The sequence below is a fragment of the Thalassobium sp. R2A62 genome (assembly GCF_000161835.1).
In the GTDB taxonomy this organism is placed as follows: domain Bacteria; phylum Pseudomonadota; class Alphaproteobacteria; order Rhodobacterales; family Rhodobacteraceae; genus Thalassobium.
The window spans coordinates 2,993,354-3,018,197 of sequence record NZ_GG697169.2 but is presented as its reverse complement, the minus strand read 5'-3'; the positions used below and the strand labels follow the sequence as shown (position 1 = coordinate 3,018,197).

At 55.7% G+C, this 24,844-nt stretch carries 23 protein-coding genes and 3 pseudogenes; 16 read left to right on the top strand and 10 right to left on the bottom strand.

The genetic code is table 11. The annotated features are described in order from the left end of the window. Positions 1–1,191, bottom strand: coding sequence for a malate--CoA ligase subunit beta (locus TR2A62_RS15090; RefSeq protein ID WP_009157463.1), 1,191 nt, complete (start codon positions 1,189–1,191; stop codon positions 1–3). 12 nt (positions 1,192–1,203) lie between these two features. Beyond that, positions 1,204–2,448 (bottom strand): aminotransferase class V-fold PLP-dependent enzyme, encoded by a 1,245-nt coding sequence (locus TR2A62_RS15085; protein WP_223296125.1) that lies wholly within the window; start codon positions 2,446–2,448, stop codon positions 1,204–1,206. Positions 2,449–2,642: 194 nt separating this feature from the next. On the opposite strand from TR2A62_RS15085, the gene TR2A62_RS15080 reads away from it, so the two are divergent. The 3 genes from TR2A62_RS15080 to TR2A62_RS15070 all read left to right on the top strand — a co-directional run bounded on the left by TR2A62_RS15080 (position 2,643) and on the right by TR2A62_RS15070 (position 5,626). Further along, the gene (locus tag TR2A62_RS15080; RefSeq protein WP_009158691.1) at positions 2,643–3,293 is read left to right on the top strand and encodes a response regulator transcription factor; all 651 of its coding nucleotides are present in this window, start codon (positions 2,643–2,645) and stop codon (positions 3,291–3,293) included. Positions 3,294–3,398: 105 nt separating this feature from the next. Further along, on the top strand, positions 3,399–4,376 hold the full coding sequence (locus TR2A62_RS15075; RefSeq protein WP_009159278.1) for a CoA ester lyase: 978 nt from the start codon (positions 3,399–3,401) through the stop codon (positions 4,374–4,376). Then, on the top strand, positions 4,373–5,626 hold the full coding sequence (locus TR2A62_RS15070) for a glycerate kinase (RefSeq protein ID WP_009160360.1): 1,254 nt from the start codon (positions 4,373–4,375) through the stop codon (positions 5,624–5,626). The genes TR2A62_RS15075 and TR2A62_RS15070 overlap by 4 nt, the downstream gene beginning before the upstream one ends. 242 nt (positions 5,627–5,868) lie before the next feature. Here the strand turns inward: TR2A62_RS15070 and TR2A62_RS18565 are convergent, their stop codons facing one another. The 3 genes and pseudogenes from TR2A62_RS18565 to TR2A62_RS15060 form a co-directional block, all read right to left on the bottom strand. After that, on the bottom strand, positions 5,869–6,294 hold the full coding sequence (locus tag TR2A62_RS18565; protein WP_150103503.1) for a hypothetical protein: 426 nt from the start codon (positions 6,292–6,294) through the stop codon (positions 5,869–5,871). Beyond that, positions 6,260–6,894 (bottom strand): annotated as a pseudogene (locus TR2A62_RS15065) (tyrosine-type recombinase/integrase). The gene TR2A62_RS18565 and the pseudogene TR2A62_RS15065 overlap by 35 nt, the downstream one beginning before the upstream one ends. A 153-nt stretch (positions 6,895–7,047) precedes the next feature. Further along, the gene (locus TR2A62_RS15060) at positions 7,048–7,932 is read right to left on the bottom strand and encodes an HAD-IIA family hydrolase (RefSeq protein WP_009160819.1); all 885 of its coding nucleotides are present in this window, start codon (positions 7,930–7,932) and stop codon (positions 7,048–7,050) included. 252 nt (positions 7,933–8,184) lie between these two features. On the opposite strand from TR2A62_RS15060, the gene TR2A62_RS15055 reads away from it, so the two are divergent. The 9 genes from TR2A62_RS15055 (at position 8,185) to TR2A62_RS19225 (ending at position 15,106) form a co-directional block, all read left to right on the top strand. Further along, the gene (locus TR2A62_RS15055) at positions 8,185–8,964 is read left to right on the top strand and encodes a DeoR/GlpR family DNA-binding transcription regulator (RefSeq protein WP_009157851.1); all 780 of its coding nucleotides are present in this window, start codon (positions 8,185–8,187) and stop codon (positions 8,962–8,964) included. Further along, positions 8,961–9,980: an ABC transporter ATP-binding protein gene (locus TR2A62_RS15050; protein ID WP_009158663.1), complete on the top strand. Its 1,020-nt coding sequence runs from the start codon at positions 8,961–8,963 to the stop codon at positions 9,978–9,980. The genes TR2A62_RS15055 and TR2A62_RS15050 overlap by 4 nt, the downstream gene beginning before the upstream one ends. Positions 9,981–10,027: 47 nt before the next feature. Beyond that, positions 10,028–11,296, top strand: a complete 1,269-nt coding sequence (locus TR2A62_RS15045; protein WP_009160414.1) for an ABC transporter substrate-binding protein — start codon at positions 10,028–10,030, stop codon at positions 11,294–11,296. A 65-nt stretch (positions 11,297–11,361) separates the two neighbouring features. Then, positions 11,362–12,255 carry a carbohydrate ABC transporter permease gene (locus TR2A62_RS15040; protein WP_009157482.1) on the top strand — a complete coding sequence of 298 codons (894 nt, stop codon included), beginning with the start codon at positions 11,362–11,364 and terminating at the stop codon, positions 12,253–12,255. After that, positions 12,252–13,061 (top strand): carbohydrate ABC transporter permease, encoded by an 810-nt coding sequence (locus tag TR2A62_RS15035; RefSeq protein WP_009160744.1) that lies wholly within the window; start codon positions 12,252–12,254, stop codon positions 13,059–13,061. The genes TR2A62_RS15040 and TR2A62_RS15035 overlap by 4 nt, the downstream gene beginning before the upstream one ends. Further along, positions 13,058–13,858, top strand: a complete 801-nt coding sequence (locus TR2A62_RS15030) for a phosphodiesterase (protein WP_009160004.1) — start codon at positions 13,058–13,060, stop codon at positions 13,856–13,858. Before TR2A62_RS15035 ends, TR2A62_RS15030 begins: the two co-directional genes overlap by 4 nt. Positions 13,859–13,877: 19 nt before the next feature. Beyond that, positions 13,878–14,315: a Na+/Pi-cotransporter gene (locus TR2A62_RS19235; protein ID WP_009158722.1), complete on the top strand. Its 438-nt coding sequence runs from the start codon at positions 13,878–13,880 to the stop codon at positions 14,313–14,315. Continuing rightward, complete coding sequence (locus tag TR2A62_RS19230; RefSeq protein WP_009157902.1) at positions 14,312–14,593, top strand: Na/Pi cotransporter family protein; 282 nt, start codon at positions 14,312–14,314, stop codon at positions 14,591–14,593. The genes TR2A62_RS19235 and TR2A62_RS19230 overlap by 4 nt, the downstream gene beginning before the upstream one ends. 36 nt (positions 14,594–14,629) lie before the next feature. Next, on the top strand, positions 14,630–15,106 hold the full coding sequence (locus TR2A62_RS19225) for a Na/Pi cotransporter family protein (protein ID WP_009157540.1): 477 nt from the start codon (positions 14,630–14,632) through the stop codon (positions 15,104–15,106). Here the strand turns inward: TR2A62_RS19225 and TR2A62_RS18245 are convergent. Continuing rightward, a complete protein-coding gene (locus TR2A62_RS18245) occupies positions 15,077–15,403 on the bottom strand; it encodes a recombinase family protein (protein WP_190275714.1) in 327 nt (108 codons plus the stop codon). The two genes, TR2A62_RS19225 and TR2A62_RS18245, sit on opposite strands and share 30 nt — an antisense overlap. A 63-nt stretch (positions 15,404–15,466) precedes the next feature. Between TR2A62_RS18245 and TR2A62_RS15020 the strand changes: the two are divergent. After that, positions 15,467–16,330: pseudogene (locus tag TR2A62_RS15020) on the top strand (YifB family Mg chelatase-like AAA ATPase); the annotation flags it as partial. On the opposite strand, the gene gshB reads toward TR2A62_RS15020, so the two are convergent. The 3 genes and pseudogenes from gshB to rsmI form a co-directional block, all read right to left on the bottom strand. Further along, complete coding sequence (gene gshB / locus TR2A62_RS15015) at positions 16,327–17,265, bottom strand: glutathione synthase (protein WP_009160139.1); 939 nt, start codon at positions 17,263–17,265, stop codon at positions 16,327–16,329. The pseudogene TR2A62_RS15020 and the gene gshB sit on opposite strands and share 4 nt — an antisense overlap. A 72-nt stretch (positions 17,266–17,337) precedes the next feature. Further along, positions 17,338–17,693, bottom strand: a pseudogene (locus tag TR2A62_RS15010) (YraN family protein). Beyond that, a complete protein-coding gene (gene rsmI, locus TR2A62_RS15005; protein ID WP_009158837.1) occupies positions 17,694–18,548 on the bottom strand; it encodes a 16S rRNA (cytidine(1402)-2'-O)-methyltransferase in 855 nt (284 codons plus the stop codon). An 86-nt stretch (positions 18,549–18,634) separates the two neighbouring features. On the opposite strand from rsmI, the gene TR2A62_RS15000 reads away from it, so the two are divergent. Genes TR2A62_RS15000 through murJ form a run of 3 tightly spaced genes read left to right on the top strand, consistent with a single transcriptional unit; the run spans position 18,635 to position 24,121 of the window. Then, on the top strand, positions 18,635–19,819 hold the full coding sequence (locus TR2A62_RS15000; RefSeq protein ID WP_009158428.1) for a penicillin-binding protein activator: 1,185 nt from the start codon (positions 18,635–18,637) through the stop codon (positions 19,817–19,819). Positions 19,820–19,826: 7 nt separating this feature from the next. Continuing rightward, entirely contained in the window at positions 19,827–22,592 is a 2,766-nt protein-coding gene (locus tag TR2A62_RS14995) for a [protein-PII] uridylyltransferase (RefSeq protein ID WP_009159576.1), read from the top strand. Beyond that, positions 22,589–24,121, top strand: coding sequence for a murein biosynthesis integral membrane protein MurJ (gene murJ, locus TR2A62_RS14990; protein WP_009157483.1), 1,533 nt, complete (start codon positions 22,589–22,591; stop codon positions 24,119–24,121). Before TR2A62_RS14995 ends, murJ begins: the two co-directional genes overlap by 4 nt. Here the strand turns inward: murJ and TR2A62_RS14985 are convergent. Next, a complete protein-coding gene (locus TR2A62_RS14985; RefSeq protein WP_009160148.1) occupies positions 24,118–24,792 on the bottom strand; it encodes a rhomboid family intramembrane serine protease in 675 nt (224 codons plus the stop codon). The two genes, murJ and TR2A62_RS14985, sit on opposite strands and share 4 nt — an antisense overlap. Between the last annotated feature and the right edge of the window lie 52 nt (positions 24,793–24,844).

Here is a 24,844-nt window from a genome sequence, read left to right as displayed (position 1 = left end):
TTACACAGCCTTCAGATTGGGGGAAATGTCGCTTTTCCATGCGGAAACAGACCGTTCGGCCGCTTCCATCAGTGTCGTCGCACGGATGATGGGCAGCCCGCTTTTTGCAAGGATCTTCTGGCCTTCTTCAACATTGGTTCCTGCCAAGCGCACGATGATAGGCACGTCGACTTGCACTTCTTTCAACGCCTGCACAACGCCTTCGGCCACCCAGTCACAGCGGTTGATGCCCGCAAAAATGTTGACCAACACTGCTTGCACATTCTTGTCTGACATCACCAGACGGAACGCCTTGGCAACACGTTCAGGCGTGGCTCCGCCTCCAATGTCGAGGAAATTTGCAGGCTCTCCACCCGCTAGTTTGATGGTGTCCATCGTAGCCATCGCAAGACCTGCACCATTAACGATGCACCCGATGCTACCCTCAAGGCCGACATAAGACAGGCCGCGATCTGCCGCGCGGCTTTCACGGGGGTCTTCTTGGCTTTTGTCGCGCAGCTCACTGATTTGCGGGTGGCGAAACAGCGCGTTGTCGTCGAATGTCATTTTCGCATCCAGCGCCAACACGCGGTTGTCACCAGTGATAACCAGCGGGTTGATCTCGACCATTGTGGCATCCAAGTCGCGAAAGGCGCGGTAACAGCCTTGCAAAGTGCGTACCATGGATTGCGTCAAGCTGGGTTCAATCCCCAACTTGAAAGCAATATCGCGGGCTTGAAAGTCACGTAGACCAACGGCAGGTTCGACGGTCGAACGTACGATGCTCTCTGGCTTGTTTTCTGAGATTTCCTCAATCTCCATGCCACCTTCGGCGGAGGCCACGATCATGATGCGCTGCGTTGTGCGATCAAGAACGAAACCAAGATAGATTTCACGGTCAATAGGCACGGCAGCTTCGACATAGACACGGTAAATGCCTTTGCCTTCGAGTCCGGTCTGATGCGTGACTAGTTTCTTGCCAAACATGTCTTCGCAGGTGGCTTGGATTTCATGGTCCGTGTCGCACAGCTTGACACCACCGGCCTTGCCGCGGCCCCCGGCATGGACCTGCGCCTTGACGACCCACTTTTCGCCACCCATTTCACGGGCACGGTAGGCCGCCTGTTCAGGGCTATAGGCCAGCGCACCAGCAGGGATTTCAACGCCAAAGTTGCTGAGCACTTCCTTGGCTTGATATTCGTGAATATCCATGTCTTGTTTCCTTTAAGCTGCGATGCGGGATTGGTAGTGGAATTCTAGCTGCGCGGTGATCGCGTCGATATCAACCTCTGCGCCAATGTCGTTCATGGCTTGAGCAAACTTGGTCACGATCTCGGTGATGGCGGCTTGTGTCAGCAGGTTCAGGATTCCGATCCGCACTTGCACTGGTGCCGAAAGGGTTGGCCAAATCCCGAACCCAGTTGAACGACAGTCCTGCACCAACTCCATTTCGCGGCCTGCAAAAGCAGGGGGCAGGTTCAACACCACGAGGCTGGTCATGTTGGAGGTTACCTCGCAGCCCATCGCCGTCACGGCATCGCGCAGCGCTTTTTCGTGGAACACATAGTCCTGAGCTCGCTGCGCAAGGCCGTCTGCCAAATTGATCCGAAGCGCCTCGTGAAAGGCGGACACTGCGTAAGCGGAATGGGTGCGGTGGTACGCGCCTTTTTCCACATCTTCGCCATCAACAATACCCCAGTGGCGGGCCTCCATGATCGGGTGATTGGCGTAAGTATAGGCACCGTTTGCGCGCAGTATTTCGATGTAGCGATCAGAAAAGCTGACCGGTGCGTAGGTCAGCGGCAGGCACAACAGGCCCTTCTGCGGGCAAGACGCCCAGCCAACCACGCCAGGGAAGTCATCGATAGCAAATTCTTCGACGCCGAGGGAGGACACGGCATCGACGAGGCCCATCGCATCGTGCTTTACGCATGCGTCCGAAAACCCTTTGATGTCATTGATCCGGCCAGAACCGGTTTCCCAATGTGCCATAAAGGCCCACGTGGGTTTGTGTTCAGCCAATGCGGCCTCCACGATTTCCGCGGTGACTGACTGACCGTGGGGCACTTCGATCACGGTAACACTGGCAGGTTGTGGGTTCAGGCTGTCGGCGGCCAGCTCTGCGCGGGTGGCGGCCTTCATCCGAAGCGTGAGCGCGTCAATGCCCGAAAATGTACCATTGGCGAATGCGACGACTGTGTCACCTGGCATCACGGCGGACATCATGCAATCCAGCCCGCTCCACCCGGTGCCTGCCACGCCGAAAGTGTGGACGTTGGTCGTGCCCATGAATTGACGCAGCATATGTTTGCATTCGATCATGCCGCGCAGCACGTCGGGCTGCATGTGATCGGCGATACCCGCACCCGCGTAGGCTGCAAGAACTCGGGCGTCGGTATTGCCGGGTCCGGGGCCAGCGGCCAAAGTGTTTGGAATAACGAGTTGCGGGAACGAAGAAGCATTTCTCATGGCTTTGCCTATCTCATCGGGAAACATCTGCTCCCCAGATGAAGCATCGGTTTGTTTTTTACCGCAACGTAGGTTACTCCTGCTTTTGGGTAACTAATTGGGTAGTTAATATACTACCCATATTTACAGAAATACCGTGGTATACCGAAATATGACCCACCAAAATGGGTAGTTAAATTGTGAAAGAGCCTTAAATGCAAGACCTTACAGATAACACCGGCCCGATCACGGTGGCGCTTGCGGACAGCAACATGCTGGTCCTTTCCGCCATGTCTGAAATTTTCGATCGCGATCCGCGATTCTCTTTGGTGGCAACGGCCTCCACTGCGGAAGACTTCCTCGGGACGGTGATGCGCGTGCCTGTCCAAATTGGGATCATCGACTGGAACCTCCCCGCCTTGGGGGGGCAAAAGCTGATTGAGGTTATGCGTGATCAGCCAAGTGCGCCACGCATTTTGGTCTACGGCAACAACGCGGGCGACATGCCCCGACAAGCCCTTTCGGCGGGCGCGGCAGGCTTCACCCCGCGCAATGGCCCGGTGGAGGGATTGCTCGACACCTGTGCTGCGGTGGCGGCGGGGCAGATGGTGTTTCCCTTCCTCGATGTGAGGGAGCTGCAAAGCGACCCGATCCACCAGTTGACCAAGCGCGAAAAAGCGCTGCTTGAGGCGCTCTCGCGCGGGCTATCAAACAGGCAGCTTGCGGCAGAATTTGAGATCTCTGCAAACACGGTGAAATTTCACCTCTCAAACCTTTACGAAAAGCTGTCCGTAACCAGCCGCACGCAGGCTGTTGCGTTTTTCTTTTCAGCTCGGATCGGGGATCGATCGGCAGATGACGCCTGAGTGAAATGCGACCAAACCTCGCCTGAAATTTATTCTTGACAGGTAAATTTTTTTCCTGCCTGTGTTGCCGCCACTTTCGCATCACAACCTCAAGGATTATCGAAAATGAGTTTCCATCCCATCGACCAAGCCACCGCACGCCTTAACAGATCAGAGCTGGCAGTTCCCGGAAGCCAGCCTCAAATGTTTAAAAAAGCTGCAGAATCTGACGTTGACGTGATCTTTCTTGACCTCGAAGATGCTGTCGCGCCTGACGAAAAAGAACAGGCCCGCAAGAACATCATCAAGGGCCTGAACGAAATCGACTGGGGCAACAAGTCGATGTCGATTCGTATCAACGGATTGGATACGCACTACATGTATCGTGATGTTGTTAACGTTGTGGAACAGGCTGGCGAGCGGCTGGATCTGATCATGATCCCCAAGGTTGGCACCGCCGCAGACGTCTATGCGGTGGACATGATGGTAACCCAAATTGAGGACGCAAAAGGGTACTCAAAACGCATCGGTTTTGAGCACATCATCGAGACCGCTTTGGGCATGCAAAACGTCAACGAAATTGCCGCCGCTTCCAAGCGTAATGAGAGCCTTCATTTCGGGGTTGCAGACTACGCCGCAAGTATGCGCGCACGCACCACTGTGATCGGTGGCGTAAACGAGCATTATGCAGTTTTGACCGATCCTGCGGAGGACGGATTACGACAGGTCCATTGGGGCGACATGTGGCACTCTGCGCTAACCAATATGGTCGTTGCCGCCCGCGCAAACGGCTTGCGTCCGATTGATGGTCCTTTTGGTGATTTCTCCGATCCCGAAGGCTACAAAGCCGCCGCTTATCGTGCCGCAGTTTTGGGCTGTGAAGGCAAATGGGCGATCCACCCCAGCCAAATCGCACTGGCGAACGAAGTGATGAGCCCGTCCGCGGCCGAAGTCACCAAAGCCAACCGGATCATCGAAGCCATGGCCGAGGCCGAAGCAGCGGGAAAAGGGGCAGTTTCCCTTGATGGCCGCCTGATCGACTACGCATCCATTCGTCAGGCCGAGAACTTGGTCGTAAAAGCCAAACAAATCGCAGCTGGATGAACCTTACTCATCTAAAACACCTTGCACGGACCCTTTTTTTGGAAGGGGTCCGTGCCGCCGACCCAAAGTCAGCCGTCCAGCGGGCGCTGACGGCTGAGCCGCTAAAGGTAAACCCAGAGGGGCGTCTTTTGGTCATTGCCTTTGGCAAAGCGTCGGTTGCGATGATACAGCAGGCTTTGCAACATATTCCAGCGGCCCAACGCATAGAGGCCATCGCCGTCACGAACTACGAAAACGCGCGGGAAATTGACGGTTGCCGGGTCATGGCTGCGGGCCATCCGTTGCCAGATCAGAATGGCATTGAAGCCGGTACCGCCGTTATGGACCTTCTGCGCAGTGCAACAAAAAGCGATCAGGTTCTTTGCCTGATTTCCGGTGGAGGTTCCGCGTTGCTGCCAACGCCGCGTGATGGTTTGACGCTTGCTGACAAGATCAAAGTAAGCGAAATTCTGTTGGAAAGCGGATTTGACATTGAGCAGATGAACCGCATCCGTCAGCACCTTTCGGTCCTAAAGGGGGGCGGCCTGCTGGAGCTGGCATATCCAGCGAAAGTGCGGAGCTTGATCATCTCGGATGTTGTTGGCGACGATCTGGAAATCATCGCAAGCGGACCAACGGTACCCGCCAGCGTTGGCGGCAACCCCTGCGCTCTTTTGAACGACAAAGGGGTGTGGGATGCCATGCCCGGTGCCGCAAAGACCCTGCTTAAGACCCCGCGTGACACATCAAACCGTTCGGCTCGGGACACGTTGATCTGCACCAACGGCCAATGTCTGAACGCCATTGCCAGCAGTGCGCTGGATTGGTCCCCGCAAATTGTGACTGAGCCGCTGGTTGGCGATGTGCGCGACGCAGCCAAATCCGTTCTGGATTGCATCAGATCGCAACCAAAATCAGCACGACAGTTGATAATCTGGGGTGGCGAAACAACCGTTGAAATCAATGGAAATGGAATGGGTGGCCGCAATCAAGAACTCGCTGTGCGTTTCGCCGAACTCGCCTCAGACCTCACAGGCGAATGGGTGTTTCTAAGCGGTGGAACAGATGGACGAGATGGCCCAACAAATGCTGCCGGTGGTATCGTTGATCGCCAAACAATTGCGCAAGCGCAAACCAACAACATCAACGTTGCTGCAGCTCTCGAAGACAATGACAGTCATCGGGTTTTGGACAATTCAAACGGACTTTTGAAGACCGGGGCCACTGGCACCAATGTGGCTGACATCCAAATATTCCTAAGGATGGGTTAATGAGTTGCGACCTAGATCTTTTTACACGATCTGATGGTGTCACCCGCAGAGGGGGCCAAATCAATAAGGTAAGAGAATATTGGGCTGTTACGCTTTCGCAAAACCGGGAAACGCTGATATTAGCCTCTTACATCCGGCAGAGAAATGCGACAATAAGCGGCCTGTTACTACGGATTATAAGCGGCGGGCGATTAAATTGAGATCAGTCTGGATTGACTAATTGAACAGCCGGTTCGGTAATTTTAGATGCAATGCAGAAGAAATTTTGCTGTTAGCACAAATGTATGCTGCATCGGCAATAGCCGCGACTGCACCAGTCTGCTTTGCCTGCGACCTGCGAGTTCGCCGAAGGCGCATCGAAAGGTCGGTTTGAAATGGATGTCCAGTGTTTCACTTGAACGGCTGGTACGGTGAATTCCGCCGCGCTGCAAAATATGGGTCACTGCACTTGCGAGGAAATGCTGCGTCAGCAATATGCCAAACACCAATGACGGCTTCGTCCGCGCTGCGGTCATCGAGGATGCTGAATTGCTGCAGAACGCTTGAATGTCGGCAATGCGGGCTGCGACCGCAGCATCCCGATCAGGTGTTAGATGTCGGCTAAGGGCCGCCTGTGAAGACGGCCTAAATACGCTAAATTTCAATGGCTTCTGCGATGGCCAGAGCATCCTCGAGCTCCACACCAAGATACCGAACAGTACTGTCCATCTTCGTGTGGCCGAGCAGAAGTTGCACTGCCCGTAGGTTGCCTGTTTTCTTGTAGATCTGGGTGACCTTTGTGCGTCGCATCGAGTGGGTGCCGTATGCACTCGCCTCAAGCCCGATGGACGTGACCCAATCACGCACGATCCGGGCGTACTGCTGGGTCGAAATATGCAGCCGTTCATGGAAGCGGCCCGGCCAAAGGTACTCTGAGCCGACCATGAGCTCGTTTTCCATCCACTTCTGGACCGAGGCTCGGGTGCCTTCGGAAATCTCAAATCGCACGGGTTTCTGGGTTTTGCTTTGCAGGACGGAAGCGCGTTCCTTGATCTGGCCAGACGCCATCACGTCAACGACTTTCATCTTCACCAGGTCACAGCCACGCAATTTGCTGTCGATCGCCATGTTAAACAGTGCGAGGTCTCGATGGTTCTCTGCTAGTTCAAGCGAACTCGGATTGCCCAAACGTGTTTGGGCTTCAAAGGTCGTTTCTGATCAACGATGCGACCCTTGTTCCAGGCGGGGCGAAGTGCGCGAATGGCTGGCAGGTTTGGTGTGGTTTCCATGACTGATCCTCCGATCCGCCATGCCCTCCCAAAGCGACAACCCAATGCTGACGGGCACAGTGTACCACAGGATGTTGCGCTGCCCGCCTCGACAGGCGAGAACTCATCAACAGACTCAACATTCAACACACAAGCATCATGAAATACGCTCGATCAGATTCGGCTGAGGTGCCAATCTGCAAAAAGGTGCGCTTGCTCTGAAAATGGCTGCGTATCGTAGCCCGCGAACAAGCCATCTTGCGTGACCAATACCGTGCGCCAGCCACGTGCCGCAGCGCCCAAAATATCTGTATGAAGAGTGTCGCCGCACATCGCTATCCGGTCAGGCTCAAGCGAAGCCAGTGACCCTTCGATTAGGTCATAGACTTCGGGGAAAGGTTTTCCAAAGAAGTGGACATAGCTTGGGAATTGGTCGGCGATCTGGTGGCCATAGTGCCCTGGCTCAATGGAGAATCCATTATCGCGAGGCGCGGCCAGATCTGCGTTTGCGATCAATATTTTTCGCGGGCGCTGCTGCATCGCTGACATCAACAAGCCTTGACGCGAGGTTGTCCAGTCCGCTGTCGACAGAAACAGGAATTGTTCGGCCTTGTCATAGTCGTCGGCGTTGTCTTTCAGGCGCGTCACGCTGCTAGGCAGATCGTTCAGCGGGTCATAGTCGTCGGCGATTACCCCCCAACTCCCGTCACTCAGGTTTTGAAGAGCCGCTTCCCGGCTGGTGATGATTTCATCATCCATGACGCGCAATCCAAGGCGTTGGAACTTTGTAATTGCGCCCTCTCTGTCATAGCTTGCGGCATTGGTGAGGATGCGAATGGCGCAACCTCGTGCCCGCAGCTGATCCAGACGTAAATCTGCACCGGGGATCATCGTTTCGCCCACATTTAATACGCCAAATGCGTCAAAAACAAAGGCATCAACCTGATCGTCGATGTCTAGCAATGACGAGATCCCAAGCGAGGCTTCGCGGGCGACAACGTTTGGAAACCGTGCCCGCACTTCTTCGTAACGATCAAAAATCGACTGCGTTGTCAGCATGTTTCCCCATTTCGTTTTCTGATCGCCCGCTTGGGGAACACCTTAAAGGAATATTCTGTAAGCGAAAGCAAAAACCACAAAACAACATTTTTTTGGAGTCTTTGATGGGTCAAATCGATGGGTCAAATCCCTATTTTTTGACTGATGTTAGATTCATCCACCGCAAACCCCCGGTCACATCGCGCACAAAAATGTTGTTTTGTTGCTTTTTGCAGACTAAGCTTCACAGAGACTCATGGGCGCGGGGGTGGAATGACATCGAAAAAACAAAGACGACGCGAAGCGATCTCGGCTTTGGTGCTTGAACAGGGTGCTGTGACCATTGGTTCACTGGCTGACCGGTTTAATGTTTCCATGCAGACGATCCGGCGCGACGTGGATACCCTTTGCGAAGGCGACCTGCTGCACCGTGTCCATGGCCGCATCGAGCTGAGCGAAGAATCTCTCAATACGCCCTTCGATCAACGTGCTGGCACGAACCTGATGGGTAAGCGCGCCATCGGAGAGGCCGCCGCAGAGCTGATTCCTGACGGTGCTACTTTGTTCATTTCCATCGGTTCGACGCCGCTGAGCGTTGCGCAGGCCTTGCGCCGCCGGAAGGGCCTGACCGTCATCACAAACAACCTGAGTGCCGCGATGGCGCTGAGCGAGGACGTCTCGAATCGGATCATCCTGCCCGGTGGTGAGGTGCGTTTGCCGGATCGCGACATTTTAGGCAACGAAGTGCTGGATTTTTTTGGACGCTTCCGTGCGGATTTCGCGGTGTTCGGTGCTGCCGGGATCGCAGACGACGGTGGGTTGCTGGAATTTCACACAACTGAAGTCAGCGCGACACAAAAGATTTGTGAAAATGCCAAACAGTCTCTTCTGGTGATCGATGGGTCAAAGTTTGGGCGTCAGGCCCCCGCGTTGGGCGGCAATATAGCTGACATGGACAGGATCATCATCGACCGACGGCCGGAGGAGCAGTTTGCGCCCTTGCTGGACACCCTCAAAGATCGGCTGCTTGTGGCTGAAGGACATGCAAAATGACGACAACACCGTTTGTGAAGCTCGATGGCGTGGCAAAATGCTGGAACGGCCAATTGGGCGTTGAAGGCATCACGTTGGATATTCCCGAGGGTAGCTTTACCGCCCTTTTGGGGCCGTCGGGGTGCGGGAAATCAACGACGCTGCGCTTGTTGGCGGGATTGGAATTGCCCGACGAGGGTAAGATTTTGATCGATGGCAAGGACGTGACGACCAGTGCGGCATCGGACCGGAACTTGTCGATGGTGTTCCAGTCCTACGCACTTTTTCCGCATCTGTCGGTCGCCGAAAATGTCATGTTTGGCCTGAAGGTCAGGCGCGTCCCAAAGAAAGAGCGGCTGGAGAAGCTGCGCCGCGCTTTGGAAATCACCGGCCTGTTCGGTCTTGAAGATCGCAAGCCTGGCGAATTATCAGGCGGTCAGCGCCAGCGTGTCGCCTTGGCCCGCGCCATCGTGGCGGGGCAACGCCTGTGCCTGATGGATGAACCGCTCTCCAATCTTGATGCCAGGCTGCGCAACGCCGTGCGCAAGGACATCAAGAAGTTGCAGCGCGATCTGGGCATCACAGTCGTCTATGTGACCCACGACCAGACAGAAGCGATGAGCATGGCCGACACGGTTGTGTTGATGAAAGACGGGCATATCCAGCAGGTTGGTGCGCCCGAGGACTTGTACAGCAGGCCCAACAATACCTTTGTTGCCGAGTTTGTCGGCGCGCCGCCCATGGCTTTGATGCAATCTTCCGTTTTGGATGGGTTTGGCGATGACAAGACAATCGGGATCAGAGCCGAAAATATCCAGATTGTGCCAAAAGGCGAGGGGCGGATGCGGTGCACTGTTAATGAAAGTGAATTTTTGGGGGCAGAGACGCTAATCGGTCTGGATCACGCCCGCACTTCAGGACTTTGCGTGCTCAAACCGGGTCTTTCGATGATGGCCGATGGCAGCGAACTCGACATCACCTTTCACGACGAAAACCTGCACGTCTTTGACGCTGCGGGCCAACGACTGGCTGGGTGAAAATCACCCGCTGACAAAACAACCAACTAAAACCAAGGGAGAGAGAGATGAAACTATTTTCGACAACTGGATTGGGGCTGGCCACTGCGATGGCGGTTGGCCTGACTGCTCCGGCAAGTGCTGAGACCGAACTGACAATGTATTACCCGATTGCGGTCGGGGGTGCATTGACCGAAGTGGTCGACGGCATCGTTGCAGACTTTGAAGCGGCAAACCCTGACATCAAAGTGAACGCGATCTATTCGGGCAACTACGATGACACGCGCGTGCGTGCCTTGTCCGCACTTGCCTCTGGTGAGCCTGCCCAATTGGCGGTGATGTTTTCTATCGACGCCTATGACCTGATCGAACAGGATTTGGTGATCCCGTTCGAGGAGATCGCAACAACGGATGCGGACAAAGAATGGTTGAGTGGATTCTATCCCGCGCTCATGGCCAATGGTACGATCGAAGGCCAGACATGGGGCATTCCGTTTCAGCGCTCAACGATCGTGGCCTATTACAACAAGGACATGTTCCGCGCCGCAGGTCTTGACCCCGAAGCACCACCTACGACTTGGGATGAAATGATCTCTATGGGTAAGGCTCTGACCCAAGGCGACACTTACGGCCTGATGATCCCCTCTACCGGATATCCTTATTGGATGTTCCAGGCGCTTGCGATCCAGAATGGCAAAGAGGTCATGTCCGATGATGGTCTGATCACTTACTTCGACGACGCAACCGTTGTGGAAACGCTGGAATTCTGGAAATCGCTTTCGTCGGAACATGGCATCATGCCAACAGGTACCGTTGAATGGGGCACATTGCGTCAGGCATTCCTTGAAGGCCAAACCGCGATGATGTGGCATTCCACTGGCAACCTGACAGCGGTCAAAAATGGTGCGAGCTTTGACTTCGGCGTGGCCGAACTGCCCGCCAATGTGCGCAAAGGCTCGCCAACAGGGGGCGGCAACTTCTACCTGTTCAAAGATACGTCTGACGAAGAGCGCGCCGCTGCAATGAAGTTGATCCAGTTCATGACTGCGCCTGATCAGGCCGCCGCATGGTCCATTGGCACTGGCTACATGGGTGTGTCACCCGCAGCCTACGAAACAGATGCTCTGCAAGCCTACACAGCTGAATTCCCGCCTGCCTTGGTGGCACGCAACCAGCTGGAAAACGCTGTGGCCGAATTCTCGACTTTCGAGACAGCCCGCGTACGCGATGGTCTCAACAATGCGATCCAATCCGCTTTGACCGGCGCGAAAGAGCCAGCTGATGCACTTGCCGAGGCACAGGCCGCCGCTGAGCGCCTGCTCAAAGACTACCAGTAAAACTACTGGCTGGGCTGGCGCGTTGTTCGTGCCGGCCCACCTCTTTCCCACAGCGGAGACGCGCCATGTCAGCCCACGCCAATCTTGAACGCCGCAGACAGGCCATTTATGGCTGGCTGTTGCTGTCGCCTGCCGCTGTTCTGCTGACGTTGTTTGCGTTCTATCCGTCGGTCGCGACTTTGTGGTCGAGCCTGTTTTCCCGCGGCACGCGCCGCAAACCTACCGAATTTGTAGGCACCGAGAACTACGCCGATCTCTTTGCCGATCCGACTTTCTGGATCGTGGTCAAGAACAACCTGCTTTACGCAGGTATCACAATCCCTGTGTCGATCTTCATCGCGCTCTCGATGGCGCTTTGGGCCAATGGAAAAATCCGCGCCCGTGGCTTTGTGCGCACTGCCTATTTCACGCCGACCGTCTTGCCGATGATCGCGGCGGCAAACCTGTGGCTTTTCTTTTATACGCCCGGCCTTGGGGTGCTGGACCAGATCGGCAGTCTGTTCGGCCTGCCGTCCGTTAACTGGCTGGGCCAGCCAGAAACCGCGCTTTGGGCGATCATCATTGTGACCATCTGGAAAGAGGCGGGGTTCTTCATGATCTTCTACCTCGCCGCGCTTCAGACGATCCCGGCGGACCTCAAGGAAGCCGCCGATATCGAAGGGGCCAGCCGCTGGACATATACGCGCCGGATCGTGTTGCCGCTGCTTATGCCCACAACCCTGTTCATCGCGGTAAATGCCATGATCAACTCGGTCAAACTGATCGACCACTTGTTCATATTGACCAAAGGCGGGCCGTCAGATGCCTCAAAACTCATCCTCTATTACATCTACGAGATGGCATTCGCCTTCTTTGACGCGCCAAGTGCAGCGGCCATGACGATGATGGTCATTGGGGTGCTGGGGATCGTCGCGGCTGTGCAGTTCCTCTATCTCGACAGAAGGACGCACTACCAATGAAGAGCCTGACCAAATTCATGGACAGCTTTGGCGCAATCCTTTTGGCGATAATCTGGATTTCACCGTTACTGTTCGCCTTCTGGGCCGCAACACATTCGACGTCAGATGCGGTCAATCTGAAACTGTTCTCGCCTTGGACACTGGATAACTTTCGCGTGGCCTGGGAGGGCGCGCCATGGCTGAAGTATTTCATCAACACCTTCATGCTGGTGACCGTGATCCTGATCGGGCAATTCGTGCTGACGACATTAGCAGGCTTCGCCTTTGCGCAGTTGAATTTCCCCGGCAAGGATTTCGTGTTCATTCTGGTACTGATGCAGCTTTTCATCCTGCCCGAAGTGCTGATCGTTGAAAACTACGCCATGATCTCGCGGCTAGGGCTGTTTGATACGATCCTTGGTGTCGGGATGCCCTATATGGCCAGCGCATTTGGCATATTCCTGATGCGTCAGTCTTTTAAGGGTGTCCCCATTGAATTGCACGAGGCCGCGCGGATTGAGGGCTGTGGATTGCTGGGCATTCTGTGGCGGGTTTATGTGCCCTTGGCAAAACCCACATATCTGGCCTATGCGCTGGTTTCGGTCTCTACCCACTGGAACAATTTCCTGTGGCCCTTGATCGTCACTAACTCTCCGGAAACGCGGCCTCTGACGGTGGGTTTGTCGATCTTTGGCGCGCCTGAAAACGGTGTGGATATCAGCGTCATCTCGGCCGCAACTCTGATGTCTGTCGCGCCATTGCTGATAGCGTTCCTGATCTTCCAACGCCAATTTGTCCAAGCCTTCCTGCGCGCAGGGATCAAATGAAAACAATCTTGCAGATCTCCGACACGCATATCGTGGCACCAGGTGGGCGTGTCGCGGGTCGGCTCGACACTGCAGATGCCCTGGATCGCCTAGTCATCCGGATCGGTGCAATCCGTCACCAGGTCGGGGGGCTGGATGCAGTGCTTGTGAGCGGGGATCTCAGCGATGATGGCAGCGCGCGAAGCTATGACCACTTCAAAAAGCTGATCGCCCCTCTAGGGGTGCCGCTGCATGTCATACCCGGCAACCACGATGCACACGCGCCGATGCGTGCGGCCTTTGCGGATCAGATCCCGGGCGCGGGTCCTATCAACTGGGACCACAGGATCGGAGAGGTTTGCCTGATCGGCCTGGACACATTGGTCGAGGGGCAAAAGCACGGAACCCTGACCCGGGAGACGCTGGCCTTCCTGCGTGCCGCATTGAACCGCGCGGATGGCCTTCCGGTTTTGCTGGCGTTGCATCATCCACCGTTTCCATGTGGGATCAGGTTCATGGATGACATCGGTCTGACCAATAAACAGGATTTCGCAGACGCCGTCCGCAGCTATGCAGGTGAGCTTCGGATTGTCTGCGGGCATATCCATGCCATGATGATCCAGACAATTGCAGGCCATGTCGCGATCTCTGCACCATCGCCCAATAGCACCTTTGCCTATGACCGGCGGCCTGATGCGCCGGTTGGGTTTCACACCCAGGAGGACGGATGCCTGCTGCACCGATGGGATGGAGGCTTTCAGTCGATCCGCATCGGCCCAGATGACGGTGACGGTCCCTTTCCGTTCCAGACCTCTTGAAGGCAGGAGAGCATGACCGGTGAGTGAACCGCACGCCCTTCAAATCGTCATACAGATCGCTGGCGCTGCGACCCTGTTGATTTGGGCCGTGCGTCTTGTGCGCATCGGCGTTGAGCGTGGGTTTGCCGCGCCGATGCGTAGCTGGTTGCGTCATTCTACCAAGAACCGATTGCTAGCGGCGGGGACTGGCATGGGTGCTGCAGTGTTGCTGCAAAGTGCGACTGCGGTTGCCTTTCTGGTGTCCAACTTTGTCTCTAAGGGTGCGCTGGGGGCGGCGGCAGGATTGGCGATTCTATTGGGGGCTGATGTCGGGTCAGCAGTGGTGACGCAGCTCTTGATGGTGCGTCAGCCTCTGCTGATCCCTTTGCTGCTGCTGATCCCTTTGCTGCTGCTGATCGGGGTCTCTGTGTTTCTGCGCGGCAACGGCAGCAACACGCGGCAAATCGGCGCATCATGATCGGGCTTGCCCTGATTTTTGTGTCGTTGGAAATGATCCGGGGTGCCACCGAGCCGATGATATCCCATCCCGGCATGCAGGCCATCATGGCCTATCTGGGCGGCGATCTACTGACCGGTTTCGTGATTGGCGCTGTGTTTGCTTGGGGCGTCTACTCAAGCGTTGCGGCCGTGTTGCTGTTCGTCACACTGACTGGCCAATCTATCCTTCCAACTCCTGCTGCCGCCGCCATGATCCTTGGGGCCAATCTGGGCGGGGCGTTATTGCATATGTACTGACCCATTTCCGCACCAATCGCGTCACGACGGATGGTCATGGCCAATCTGATCCTCCGAGGCGGTGGTGCCGCACTAGTCCTCCTCGGGATTGTCGCGATGCCTGATTTGTTAACCGGGCTTGGTACGACGCCAGACCGGCAAGCCATCAATCTGCACCTTGCGTTTAGCGTCGGCCTAGCGCTTGTGGCATTCCCATTTGTGGGGCCGATTATGGCCGTGGCGTCATATCTCATGCCTGAAAGACCCGATCAGCCTAGAGGGCTGAAGGTCACCAGCGCCCTTGATCCCGCTCTGCTGGACCGCCCCGGGCGTGCCATTGACTGTGCGGCGCGCGAGCTTTTGGCGATGGGCCAAAAGATTGAACAAATGCTGATCACGGTTGAACCCATTTACGACCAGTGGAACACCGCCACCGCCAGCTTGATCGCGGATCAGGACAAGGCCGTCAAACAGACCCATCTGGAGATCAAACTCTGTCCGTCGTCAGGTTTTTTGGGACCAATGGCGGCTTAAACTAAGAGAGAATTTGGCTCCGTCTCGAGACAGACGATCCAGGGATTCCACTATCAGCACGCTACCTGACTCTACAATTCCTTGGTCGATAGCCGTGAGAAATACTGAGAATGCGCCTTCTTTCGCATTCTTCCCGTGAAACCCACTAACACCCACGTCTCGTATCGTTTCGACTAAGTGGTAACCATGTTCACGAGCATAACGTTCGCTCGCATCCATTTGCCGCCGGATGCCGTCCCCAACTTTTTGCACATCGGTGCTTATGCGCAAATAGCTATAAGCGTTAATGTTTTTCACCCTTCCTCCCTCTCTAACGCACCTTAAGATGCGTCTAGTTTAATGGTCCACTATAATTTTTCAAATGGAACGCCTGGTTCAGGGAAATCGATGATGGCCGCGCGGATGGCGAGCATTTTGCCACCTTTGACGGCGATGAAGGCCTTGGAAACCTCGATGGTTCATTCGGTGGCCGGAATTTTGGGTGAGGCAGGGATTTGCACTGACCGTCCGTTTTGCGACCCGCATCATTCGGCCTCGATGCCTGCGATTGTGGGCGGCGGTCGCAGCGCGCGGCCGGGGCAAATTTCGCTCGCTCACAACGGCGTATTGTTTATGGATGAATTCCCCGAATTTAGCCGCCAAGTGCTAGACACGCTTCGCCAACCGATCGAGACGGGCGAGATCGTCGTGTCGCGCGTCAATGCGCATGTCCGCTATCCCAGTCGTTTCTTGCTCGTCGCGGCTGCGAACCCGTGCAAGTGTGGGTATCTGTCTGATACAGATCGCGCCTGTTCGCGGGCCCCGCTGTGCGGCGAGGACTACCTCGGCAAAATTTCTGGCCCGCTGATGGACCGTTTCGATTTGCGGATTGATGTGCCTCCGGTTGCGTTCTCGGACTTGGATTTGCCCAAAACCGGCGACAGCTCTGCCGTGATTGCAACCCGTGTCGCCGCCGCGCGGGAGGTTCAATCAGAACGGTTTGCCGACCATCCTGAAATGCGTGTGAACGCGGATGCCCAAGGCGAAGTTCTGGATCAGATTACAAAATTGTCTGAGGCTGACCGCACCTATCTTCGGACAATCGCAGACCGATTTGGCCTGACCGCACGCGGCTATCACCGCGTTTTGCGGGTGGCGCGCACGATCGCCGATTTAGACGGGTGTTTGGCAACCGAGAAACGGCACCTCGCAGAGGCGGTCAGCTTTCGCGTTGGGCCTGCCTAGCGTTTGGCTTCGATCGCGGTCCAAATCTTTTCCGCGATGTTGACGCCGTTGAAACGCTCCATCTCTTGGATGCCGGTGGGCGACGTGACGTTGATTTCGGTCAGGTAGTCGCCGATCACGTCGATGCCTACGAATATCTGGCCCTTTTCACGCAGCAGCGGGCCAATCCGTTCGCAAATCTCGATGTCGCGTGGGCTAAGGTCGATCTTTTCGGGGCGACCGCCAACGTGCATGTTTGATCGGGTTTCACCTGCAGCTGGAACCCTGTTGATCGCACCTACCGGTTCGCCATCAACTAGAATAACGCGCTTGTCGCCATTGCTGACGTCCGGCAGGAATTTCTGCACGATCAGCGGCTCATTGTTGATGCCGCTGAACATCTCGTGCAGGGACGAAATGTTACGATCTTCCTCGGTCAGCTTGAACACGCCTGCGCCGCCGTTGCCGTACAAAGGCTTGAGAATAACAGTCCCATGTTTGTCTTTGAACGCCTTGAGAGTTTCGAGATCGCGGGCTATCGTTGTCGGTGGCGTTAAATCAGGAAAGTCGAGCACCAAGAGCTTTTCAGGATAATTGCGGACCCATGTTGGGTCATTCACGACCAACGTGTCTGGATGGACCCTGTCCAACAAGTGCGTCGACGTAATATAGCCCATGTCAAACGGTGGGTCCTGACGCAGCCAAACCACATCAAAGTCACGTAAATTGCGATGCTCCATGTCACCCAATATGGCATGGTTGCCTTGCTCGCGTTGAACACGCAAAGACTGGCCACACACCGTGATCTCGCCTTCTTCATAGGCAAGCATATCAGGGGAGTAATAGAATAGGTTATGACCGCGCGCTTGGGCCTCTTCGGCGAGGCGAAAGCTGCTGTCTGCATTGATGTCGACCGCTTGGATCGGGTCCATTTGAAACGCAATATTGAGGGGCATCATTGGTCCTGTCAGGCAAAAACTGTTGCCCTTTACATGGCGTAGCAACCCTCGACCTGCAATGGCCCGACGTTAGAATTGACCAAATGCATTCTCAAGAATGCGAACGTCGCCGCTTCCATCTACCAAGGCCACGTCAAACCGACAATCAGTATCTTGGCCGATGGGCAGTGTTCCCAAGAATTCGCTTGCTGCACAATAGATGCGTTTCATTTGTCGTGGTTCCAATTGCATGGCCGCACTTTCAAAACTCTTGCTGCGCTTTACCTCACAAAAAGATATTCGGCTCCGTCGGTGACGATCAGATCGATTTCACCAGCACAACCACGCCAGCGATTCGCGACGATCTGGAACCCGCGATCCCTGTATTGGCGTGCAACAATTCCCTCGGCAGTCAGACCTGCGTAGTATGAAACTGCACCACTCATTCACATCTCCATTCCAAGCGCGATTTGATAGACGGCCCGTCTCGGCATGCCCAGCGAACCGGCTACAACCGAGGCGGCGTCTTTGACACGCATCGTTTTCATCGCCTCACGCAGCGCTGTTTCGATATCAGCAACCGTGACGGCCTGTTTTGTCGCACGACCAACCAGAACGACCAGTTCGCCCTTAACATTCCGCCCTTCAAAGGCTGTGCTGACTTCGGCAGCGGTGCCTCTGGTCACTTCTTCAAATTTCTTGGTCAGTTCGCGGCACACCACAGTCGGACGGTCGTCTCCATAGACATGACGCAAACTCACTAACATTCCCTGAATACGTTTTGGCGATTCGTAAAATACCAGTGTCGCGGGGATGTCTCTCAGCGTGGCGAGCTCGGTTTCGCGTGCAGTTGCCGCGTTTGGCAGAAACCCAAAAAAGAAAAAGGCGTCGGTCGGCAGACCTGAAATCGTCAGTGCCGGCAGAACCGCAGATGGACCGGGCGCCGAGGTTACTGGCAAATCTGCGTCAATGACGGCACGGCCCAGCGCATAGCCCGGATCCGCGACCAGAGGGGTGCCAGCCTCGGAGGCATAGGCCACTGATTTCCCCTGCGATATAGCATCAACAATGCGGTTGCGGGGGCCATCACCGCTATGATCGTGGTAGGCGACAAGTGGACGATCCCCCAAAGGGATGCCGTGAATATCCATCAATTTTCGAGCTGTACGTGTATCTTCGGCCGCGATCACATCGGCGCTGGCAAGGATATCGAGCGCTCGCAACGTAATGTCGCGCGCTGTTCCAATCGGGGTCGCCACAAAATATAGACCAGCGGAGAGTGGCTTGGTTTGAAAATTCATCTATAGACCCTCAGACGTGGTGCTTTATGATCCCACGCAATTAGAAGAGGATCAGCCTCTTGTCACGTTAGGGAGTGAGACAACCCATGTTTGCCTGTATATCTGCCGTCCGCAAGTCGGCGGCGCGTTTGTTCGTCTGTCTGTCGATCTTTTTTGTCGCGGCGTGTGATCCAATCAATTTGGCGGGTGGGGGCGATAGTCGCCCACGCATTGATCCTACCGCGCCTGTCCAAGTGGCCCTGCTTGTCCCCAGCGGATCTGGCAACGCCCAAGACGCGTTTTTGGCGCAAAACCTAGAAAACGCAGCGCGTCTAGCAATCTCTGACCTGAACGGTGTCAGCATCAACCTGCGTGTTTACAGCACAGCAGGCAACCCACAGCAGGCAGCGAATGCCGCTGTAACGGCCGTAAATGAAGGCGCCAAGATCATCCTTGGACCTCTCTACGGTGAAGCAGCCAACGCAGCGGCTGTCGCGGTTGCGGGACAAAACGTCAATCTGCTGGCGTTCTCGAACAACGCCAGCATCGCAGGCGGCAACCTCTTTGTTCTCGGGCCAACCTTTAACAGCACCGCAAACCGTCTGGTGCGCTATTCCGTAGGTCAGGGCAAACGCAGCTTTATGATCATCCACGGCGATGACGTTCCAGGTGCCGTTGGCCGCGACGCGATTGCATCAGCGGTCACAAACAACGGTGGCACAATCGCAGGCATCGAAGGCTATCCGCTGTCGCAGCAAGACATCGTTTCCCGTGTTGGACCTATTGCCGCGGCAACCAAAGCCAGCGGAGCAGATTCGGTCTTTTTGACTGCAGGTGCAAATGCCGACCTTCCGATCCTTGCCACAGCATTGCCCGAGGCTGGCATCAGCCCAAGCAGCACGCAATATGTTGGTCTGACCCGTTGGAATGCTATGCCGCAGGCGCTGACGCTTCCAGGTCTTCAGGGTGGTCTGTTCGCACTACCCGACCAAGCACGTCAAGCCGCCTATGAGCAGCGGTATGCGTCAACATATGGTGAGCAACCGCACCCGCTGGCCGGTCTGGCCTATGACGGGATCGCAGCGATTGGCGCGCTGTTGAGTGCTGGCAATGCAAATGCACTGACCAAAGGTGCGTTGACACAGTCGTCGGGTTTCCAAGGCGTCAATGGTATCTTCCGCTTTTTGCCTAATGGCACGAACGAGCGCGGCCTGACCGTCGCGCAGATCCGCAACAACCAAGTTGTCGTAGTCGATCCTGCGCCACGCAGCTTTGGTACAGGAGGGTTCTAAACCTCTGATGAACAATCACACAAACGCGCCGGACGGATTGATCTGTCCGGCGCGAGATATTTTCGACGTTCCCAAAATCACCGCCAAGCTGGATGCAGCTGCCGCAGTTGCCAAAGATGGCCACAGCCTGCGCAGTGCGGCTGTCGACATCCTAAAGGTCGCGCGGGTCGACGGGATGCAAAAGATTGCAGATGCCTTTGCCGAGCGTCCAACGCAGGCGCGCCCAGTCACCGAGGCCTATGCCTATCTGGCTGATCAAATTGTGATTGCGGTCTTGGATTTGGCGACCCGTCATTTGCACCCTCTCTCAAATCCGACACAGGGCGAGCAATTGGCATTAATCGCAGTTGGTGGATCAGGCCGTGGTGAAATGGCGCCGTTCTCGGATGTCGATCTGCTGTTCCTGACGCCCTACAAAATCACGCCTTGGGCCGAGAGCGTCGTTGAATCGATGCTGTATATGCTGTGGGATCTCAAGCTGAAGGTTGGCCATGCGACCCGCACCGTCAAAGACTGTGTGCGATTGGCCCGCGAGGATTACACGATCCGGACCAGTCTGGTCGAGAACCGGTTTCTAGCTGGCAACGAAGCATTGGCCCAAGAGCTGCGAGAGCGGCTGTGGAACGACCTGTTCACGTCTACCGTCCCTGAATTCATCGAGGCCAAGTTGGCCGAGCGCACCGAGCGCCACCGCAAGCAAGGTGGGCAGCGGTATATGGTCGAGCCGAATGTCAAAGAAGGCAAAGGCGGCTTGCGTGATCTGCAATCGTTGTTCTGGATCGCCAAGTACATCAACGGTGTTGATGACGCCGCTAAGCTGGTGGGTCTTGGGGTATTTACCGAAGACGAATTCGATGCGTTTTTGACCGCCGAAGATTTTCTGTGGACTGTGCGTTGCCACCTGCATCTGATCGCAAATCGCGCGATGGATCAGCTAACCTTTGACATGCAAGTCGAGGTCGCGGCACGGATGGGATATGCAGACGGCACAGGACGTCGTGCGGTTGAGCATTTCATGCAGGACTATTTCCGCCACGCCACGCAGGTGGGTGAATTGACCCGAGTGTTCCTGACCGCGATGGAAGACGCTCACATCAAACAGGTGCCGATGCTTACGCGGATCTTTTCGCGCCGCAAAAAGGCCAAGGCGCCTTATACGATCGAACAAAACCGATTGGACATTGCGGACGAGGCTGCCTTTCTCGGGGACAAGCTGAACATTTTGCGCCTGTTCGAAGAAGCGCTGCGCACTGGCACGCTGATCCACCCGCACGCAATGCGGCTGGTGACTGCGAACCTAGACCTGATCGACAAGGGCATGCGCGAGGACCGCGAGGCCAACCGTATCTTCATCGATTTGATGCTAAAGCACGGCAACCCTGAACGCGCGTTGCGCCGGATGAACGAATTGGGTGTGCTGGGGGCGTTTATGCCAGAGTTTCAGTCCATCGTCGCGATGATGCAATTCAACATGTATCATTCCTATACCGTCGACGAGCATACCATTCAGGTGATCAGCCATCTGGCCAAGATCGAACGCGAAGAACTGATCGAAGAGCTGCCCGTCGCCAGTGGCATTCTCAAAGGTGGGGTCAATCGTCGGGTGCTCTATGTTGCCTGCCTGTTGCACGACATCGGCAAAGGCCGACCCGAAGATCATTCGATCTTGGGGGCGAAAATTTCACGCACTGTGGCACCACGATTGGGTTTGAACAAAACCGAGTGTGAAGATGTCGAATGGCTGATCCGGTCACATTTGGTGATGTCGGACACGGCGCAAAAACGCGACATTGCAGATCCGCGCACCGTGCGGGATTTTGTCAAATTTGTTGGTAACAAGCGCAGGCTCGATCTGCTGACTGTGCTGACAGTTTGTGACATCTCAGGCGTCGGGCCTGATACTTGGAACAACTGGAAAGCGGTGCTGATCCGCGCTCTCTATCGTCAATCGCTGCATGCGCTTGAAAACGGGATGGAGGCATTGAACCGCACCAACCGTGGGGCCGAGGCGAAGAAGAACCTGCGCGATGCTTTGGCCGATTGGACCCCCAAGGATTTACGGATCGAAACGGGTCGCCACTATCCGCCTTATTGGCAGGGCCTTCACGTCACTGCCCACATCGACTTTGCACGGATGTTGCGCGAACTGGATGATGACGAGATCAAAATCGAGCTGACCCCTGATGAAGACCGAGATGCGACGCGTGCGTGCTTTGCGCTGGTTGATCACCCCGGGATTTTTGGGCGGATCACGGGTGCGCTTGCTCTTGTTGGGGCCAATGTCGTGGACGCACGGACCTACACCAGCAAGGACGGTTATGTAACGGCGGCATTCTGGATCCAAGACAGCGATGACACGCCATATGACGAGGATCGCCTGCCACGCCTGCGCAAGATGATCGAGCGTACATTGGCCGGTGACATCCTGCCGCGCGACGCGTTGACCGACCGCGACAAAATCAAAAAACGCGAACGTGCGTTCAAGGTGCCGACGCATATCACCTTTGATAACGATGGCTCGGAAATCTACACGATCATCGAAGTCGACACCCGCGACCGCCCTGGTTTGTTGTTTGATTTGACCCGCTCGCTGGCGGCATCGAACATCTATATCGCCAACGCGGTGATCGCGACCTATGGTGAGCAAGTGGTCGACACGTTTTATGTCAAAGACATGTTTGGCCTGAAATTTTACAGCGAATCCAAGCAGAAAACCTTGGAACGCAAATTGCGAGATGCCATCGAACAGGGCGTCGAGAGGGCCGTTCAGTGAAGCCAATCCGATTGATGCGCGGATTCATGACCGTAGGTGTTTGGACACTGGCCAGCCGCGTTTTTGGATTTATCCGTGATATTCTGATTGCTGCGACCTTGGGCGCGGGGCCGGTGGCCGAGGCATTTTTGATCGCCTTTGCCCTGCCGAATATGTTCCGTCGTTTCTTTGCCGAGGGTGCGTTCAACATGGCCTTTGTGCCCATGTTCTCTAAGAAAATAGAGGACGGCGATGACCCCGAACGCTTTGCGAGGGATGCGTTCAATGGGCTTGCTACCGTGGTGATCGCTGTGACGGTCTTGGCTGTCTTTGCGATGCCGTGGTTGGTCTATGCGATGGCCAGTGGTTTTGTCGGGGACGAACGTTTCGATCTGGCCACCGACTTTGGACGCATCGCGTTTCCCTATATTTTGTTCATCTCATTGGCGGCTTTGCTGTCAGGCGTGCTGAACGCGACGGGCCGGTTTTTGGCCGCCGCGGCCGCCCCTGTTCTGCTGAACATCTTGTTTATTGCAGCGGTTTATTTGGCCAAAGGGGCTGGATGGGACGTTGGGCGCACGTTGGTTTGGACAGTTCCAATTGCAGGCATGGCACAACTGGCGCTGGTTTGGATCGCGGCGGCGCGCGCTGGGTTCACGATGTGTTTGCAACGCCCCAAGATGACACCCGAGCTAAAGCGTCTGGCGATCATCGCGTTTCCTGCGGCTCTGGCGGGTGGCGTTGTCCAAGTGAACCTGCTGGTCGGACGCCAAGTCGCAAGTTTCTTTGACGGTGCGATTGCTTGGCTCAACTATGCGGACCGTTTGTATCAACTGCCGTTGGGTGTGGTTGGCATTGCCATTGGTGTGGTGCTATTGCCCGACCTCTCTCGCAAGCTGCGCGCTGGTGATCATGAGGGCGGCAAACATGCGTTTAATCGCGCAGCCGAAGTGTCGCTTACTCTGACAGTTCCCGCGTCTATCGCGCTGATTGCAATTCCGGTCCCTCTCATCTCAATTCTGTTTGAACGCGGTGCGTTCACCAGTGATGACAGTGCCGCCACGGCAGTCGCTGTTGCAATCTACGGGCTCGGCTTGCCCGCGTTTGTGATGCAAAAGGCGCTGCAGCCCCTGTTCTATGCACGCGAAGACACGCGCAGCCCGCTAAATTACGCATTAGTGTCTATGGTCGTGAACGCGGTTGTTGCGATCGGACTGGCCACACAGATCGGCTATATGGCGGCGGCGTTGGCGACGACATTGGCAGGTTGGGTGATGATGGCGTTGTTGCTACGCGGCGCACGCAAGCTGGGGGATGCAGCCGCCTTTGACGCGCAATTTAAACGCCGGTTCTGGCGCATTCTTTTGGCCTCTGGGCTGATGGGTGCCGTGTTGTGGTGCGTGTCCGTTTTGCTGGGACCGTTTCTCGCCGCCCCTACGATCCGCTATGCGGCGTTGGCGCTATTGGTCGGTGCGGGCACGGGCAGCTACTATGCTTTTGGTCGACTGCTCGGCGCGTTTGATCTGCGGGATCTGCGGCGCAAAGCCTAGTCGTTGCGCAACCGCGACAGCATCCGTGCCCAGCCTCCCGGCACCAGCATCGGTGTCAGTGCAAAGCCAACAACAAAGGCGACCAGTTCTGCGATCCAGCTCATGCTGGTTCCAAACAAGATGCCAAACACCAACTGAATGCCCAGCAAAAACCCGATCAGGCGAAACGCGTTCAATTGATTGTCGCCCATCGCCCCCAAGCGTTGCCATAGCACCCACGTGTAGGCCCCGATCAGCCCGTAGCCCGCAGGATAGGCACCAAAGAGCGGGAACGGATCATTGACGATCAGACAGAACGTCAATGCGCCTAAAATGCTGGACCCAAAGAAAACAACCAACGTTGCAATGGGGGACAAGACGCGACCAACATAGTTGCCAATCGCCAGCACAATGACCGCCCCAAAGGCCGCATCAATCCAAGAACGGTGCAGGAACGGGTAGAATACGAAACGTTTAATTTGGTCCCAACTGGCCTCGCGCCGCTCAACCGCAAAATCAAACAACTGGTCATAGACAGCAAAGGATTGGATGGCCCCGATCCGCCAGCCCGCCGCCTCAGGCGGGAAAACGATGCCCGTGCTGGTCAACCAAAAGAGCGCCTCGATCAATACGATCATCGCGCCAAGCCCGATAACAACACGCGGGACGGGATGGATAAGCGGCTGGTTCATTCTGTCACCTCAGTTGACGGGGCCCAAGTGCATGGGTAAGCCAGCGTAACAT

Excerpts from the sequence above, each read along its gene's own strand:
- TR2A62_RS19230 (WP_009157902.1), top strand. The coding sequence starts at position 14,312 with ATGATCGGGCTTGCCCTGATTTTTGTGTCGTTGGAAATGATCCGGGGT.
- rsmI (WP_009158837.1), bottom strand. The coding sequence starts at position 18,548 with ATGAATTTTCAAACCAAGCCACTCTCCGCTGGTCTATATTTTGTGGCG.
- TR2A62_RS15070 (WP_009160360.1), top strand. The coding sequence starts at position 4,373 with ATGAACCTTACTCATCTAAAACACCTTGCACGGACCCTTTTTTTGGAA.
- TR2A62_RS14995 (WP_009159576.1), top strand. The coding sequence starts at position 19,827 with ATGAACAATCACACAAACGCGCCGGACGGATTGATCTGTCCGGCGCGA.
- TR2A62_RS15080 (WP_009158691.1), top strand. The coding sequence starts at position 2,643 with ATGCAAGACCTTACAGATAACACCGGCCCGATCACGGTGGCGCTTGCG.
- TR2A62_RS15045 (WP_009160414.1), top strand. The coding sequence starts at position 10,028 with ATGAAACTATTTTCGACAACTGGATTGGGGCTGGCCACTGCGATGGCG.
- TR2A62_RS14985 (WP_009160148.1), bottom strand. The coding sequence starts at position 24,792 with ATGAACCAGCCGCTTATCCATCCCGTCCCGCGTGTTGTTATCGGGCTT.
- gshB (WP_009160139.1), bottom strand. The coding sequence starts at position 17,265 with ATGCCCCTCAATATTGCGTTTCAAATGGACCCGATCCAAGCGGTCGAC.
- TR2A62_RS15040 (WP_009157482.1), top strand. The coding sequence starts at position 11,362 with ATGTCAGCCCACGCCAATCTTGAACGCCGCAGACAGGCCATTTATGGC.
- TR2A62_RS15085 (WP_223296125.1), bottom strand. The coding sequence starts at position 2,448 with ATGAGAAATGCTTCTTCGTTCCCGCAACTCGTTATTCCAAACACTTTG.
- TR2A62_RS15055 (WP_009157851.1), top strand. The coding sequence starts at position 8,185 with ATGACATCGAAAAAACAAAGACGACGCGAAGCGATCTCGGCTTTGGTG.
- TR2A62_RS15050 (WP_009158663.1), top strand. The coding sequence starts at position 8,961 with ATGACGACAACACCGTTTGTGAAGCTCGATGGCGTGGCAAAATGCTGG.
- TR2A62_RS15035 (WP_009160744.1), top strand. The coding sequence starts at position 12,252 with ATGAAGAGCCTGACCAAATTCATGGACAGCTTTGGCGCAATCCTTTTG.
- TR2A62_RS15075 (WP_009159278.1), top strand. The coding sequence starts at position 3,399 with ATGAGTTTCCATCCCATCGACCAAGCCACCGCACGCCTTAACAGATCA.
- TR2A62_RS15090 (WP_009157463.1), bottom strand. The coding sequence starts at position 1,191 with ATGGATATTCACGAATATCAAGCCAAGGAAGTGCTCAGCAACTTTGGC.
- TR2A62_RS15030 (WP_009160004.1), top strand. The coding sequence starts at position 13,058 with ATGAAAACAATCTTGCAGATCTCCGACACGCATATCGTGGCACCAGGT.
- TR2A62_RS18565 (WP_150103503.1), bottom strand. The coding sequence starts at position 6,294 with ATGCTCTGGCCATCGCAGAAGCCATTGAAATTTAGCGTATTTAGGCCG.
- TR2A62_RS15060 (WP_009160819.1), bottom strand. The coding sequence starts at position 7,932 with ATGCTGACAACGCAGTCGATTTTTGATCGTTACGAAGAAGTGCGGGCA.
- TR2A62_RS19225 (WP_009157540.1), top strand. The coding sequence starts at position 14,630 with ATGGCCAATCTGATCCTCCGAGGCGGTGGTGCCGCACTAGTCCTCCTC.
- TR2A62_RS15000 (WP_009158428.1), top strand. The coding sequence starts at position 18,635 with ATGTTTGCCTGTATATCTGCCGTCCGCAAGTCGGCGGCGCGTTTGTTC.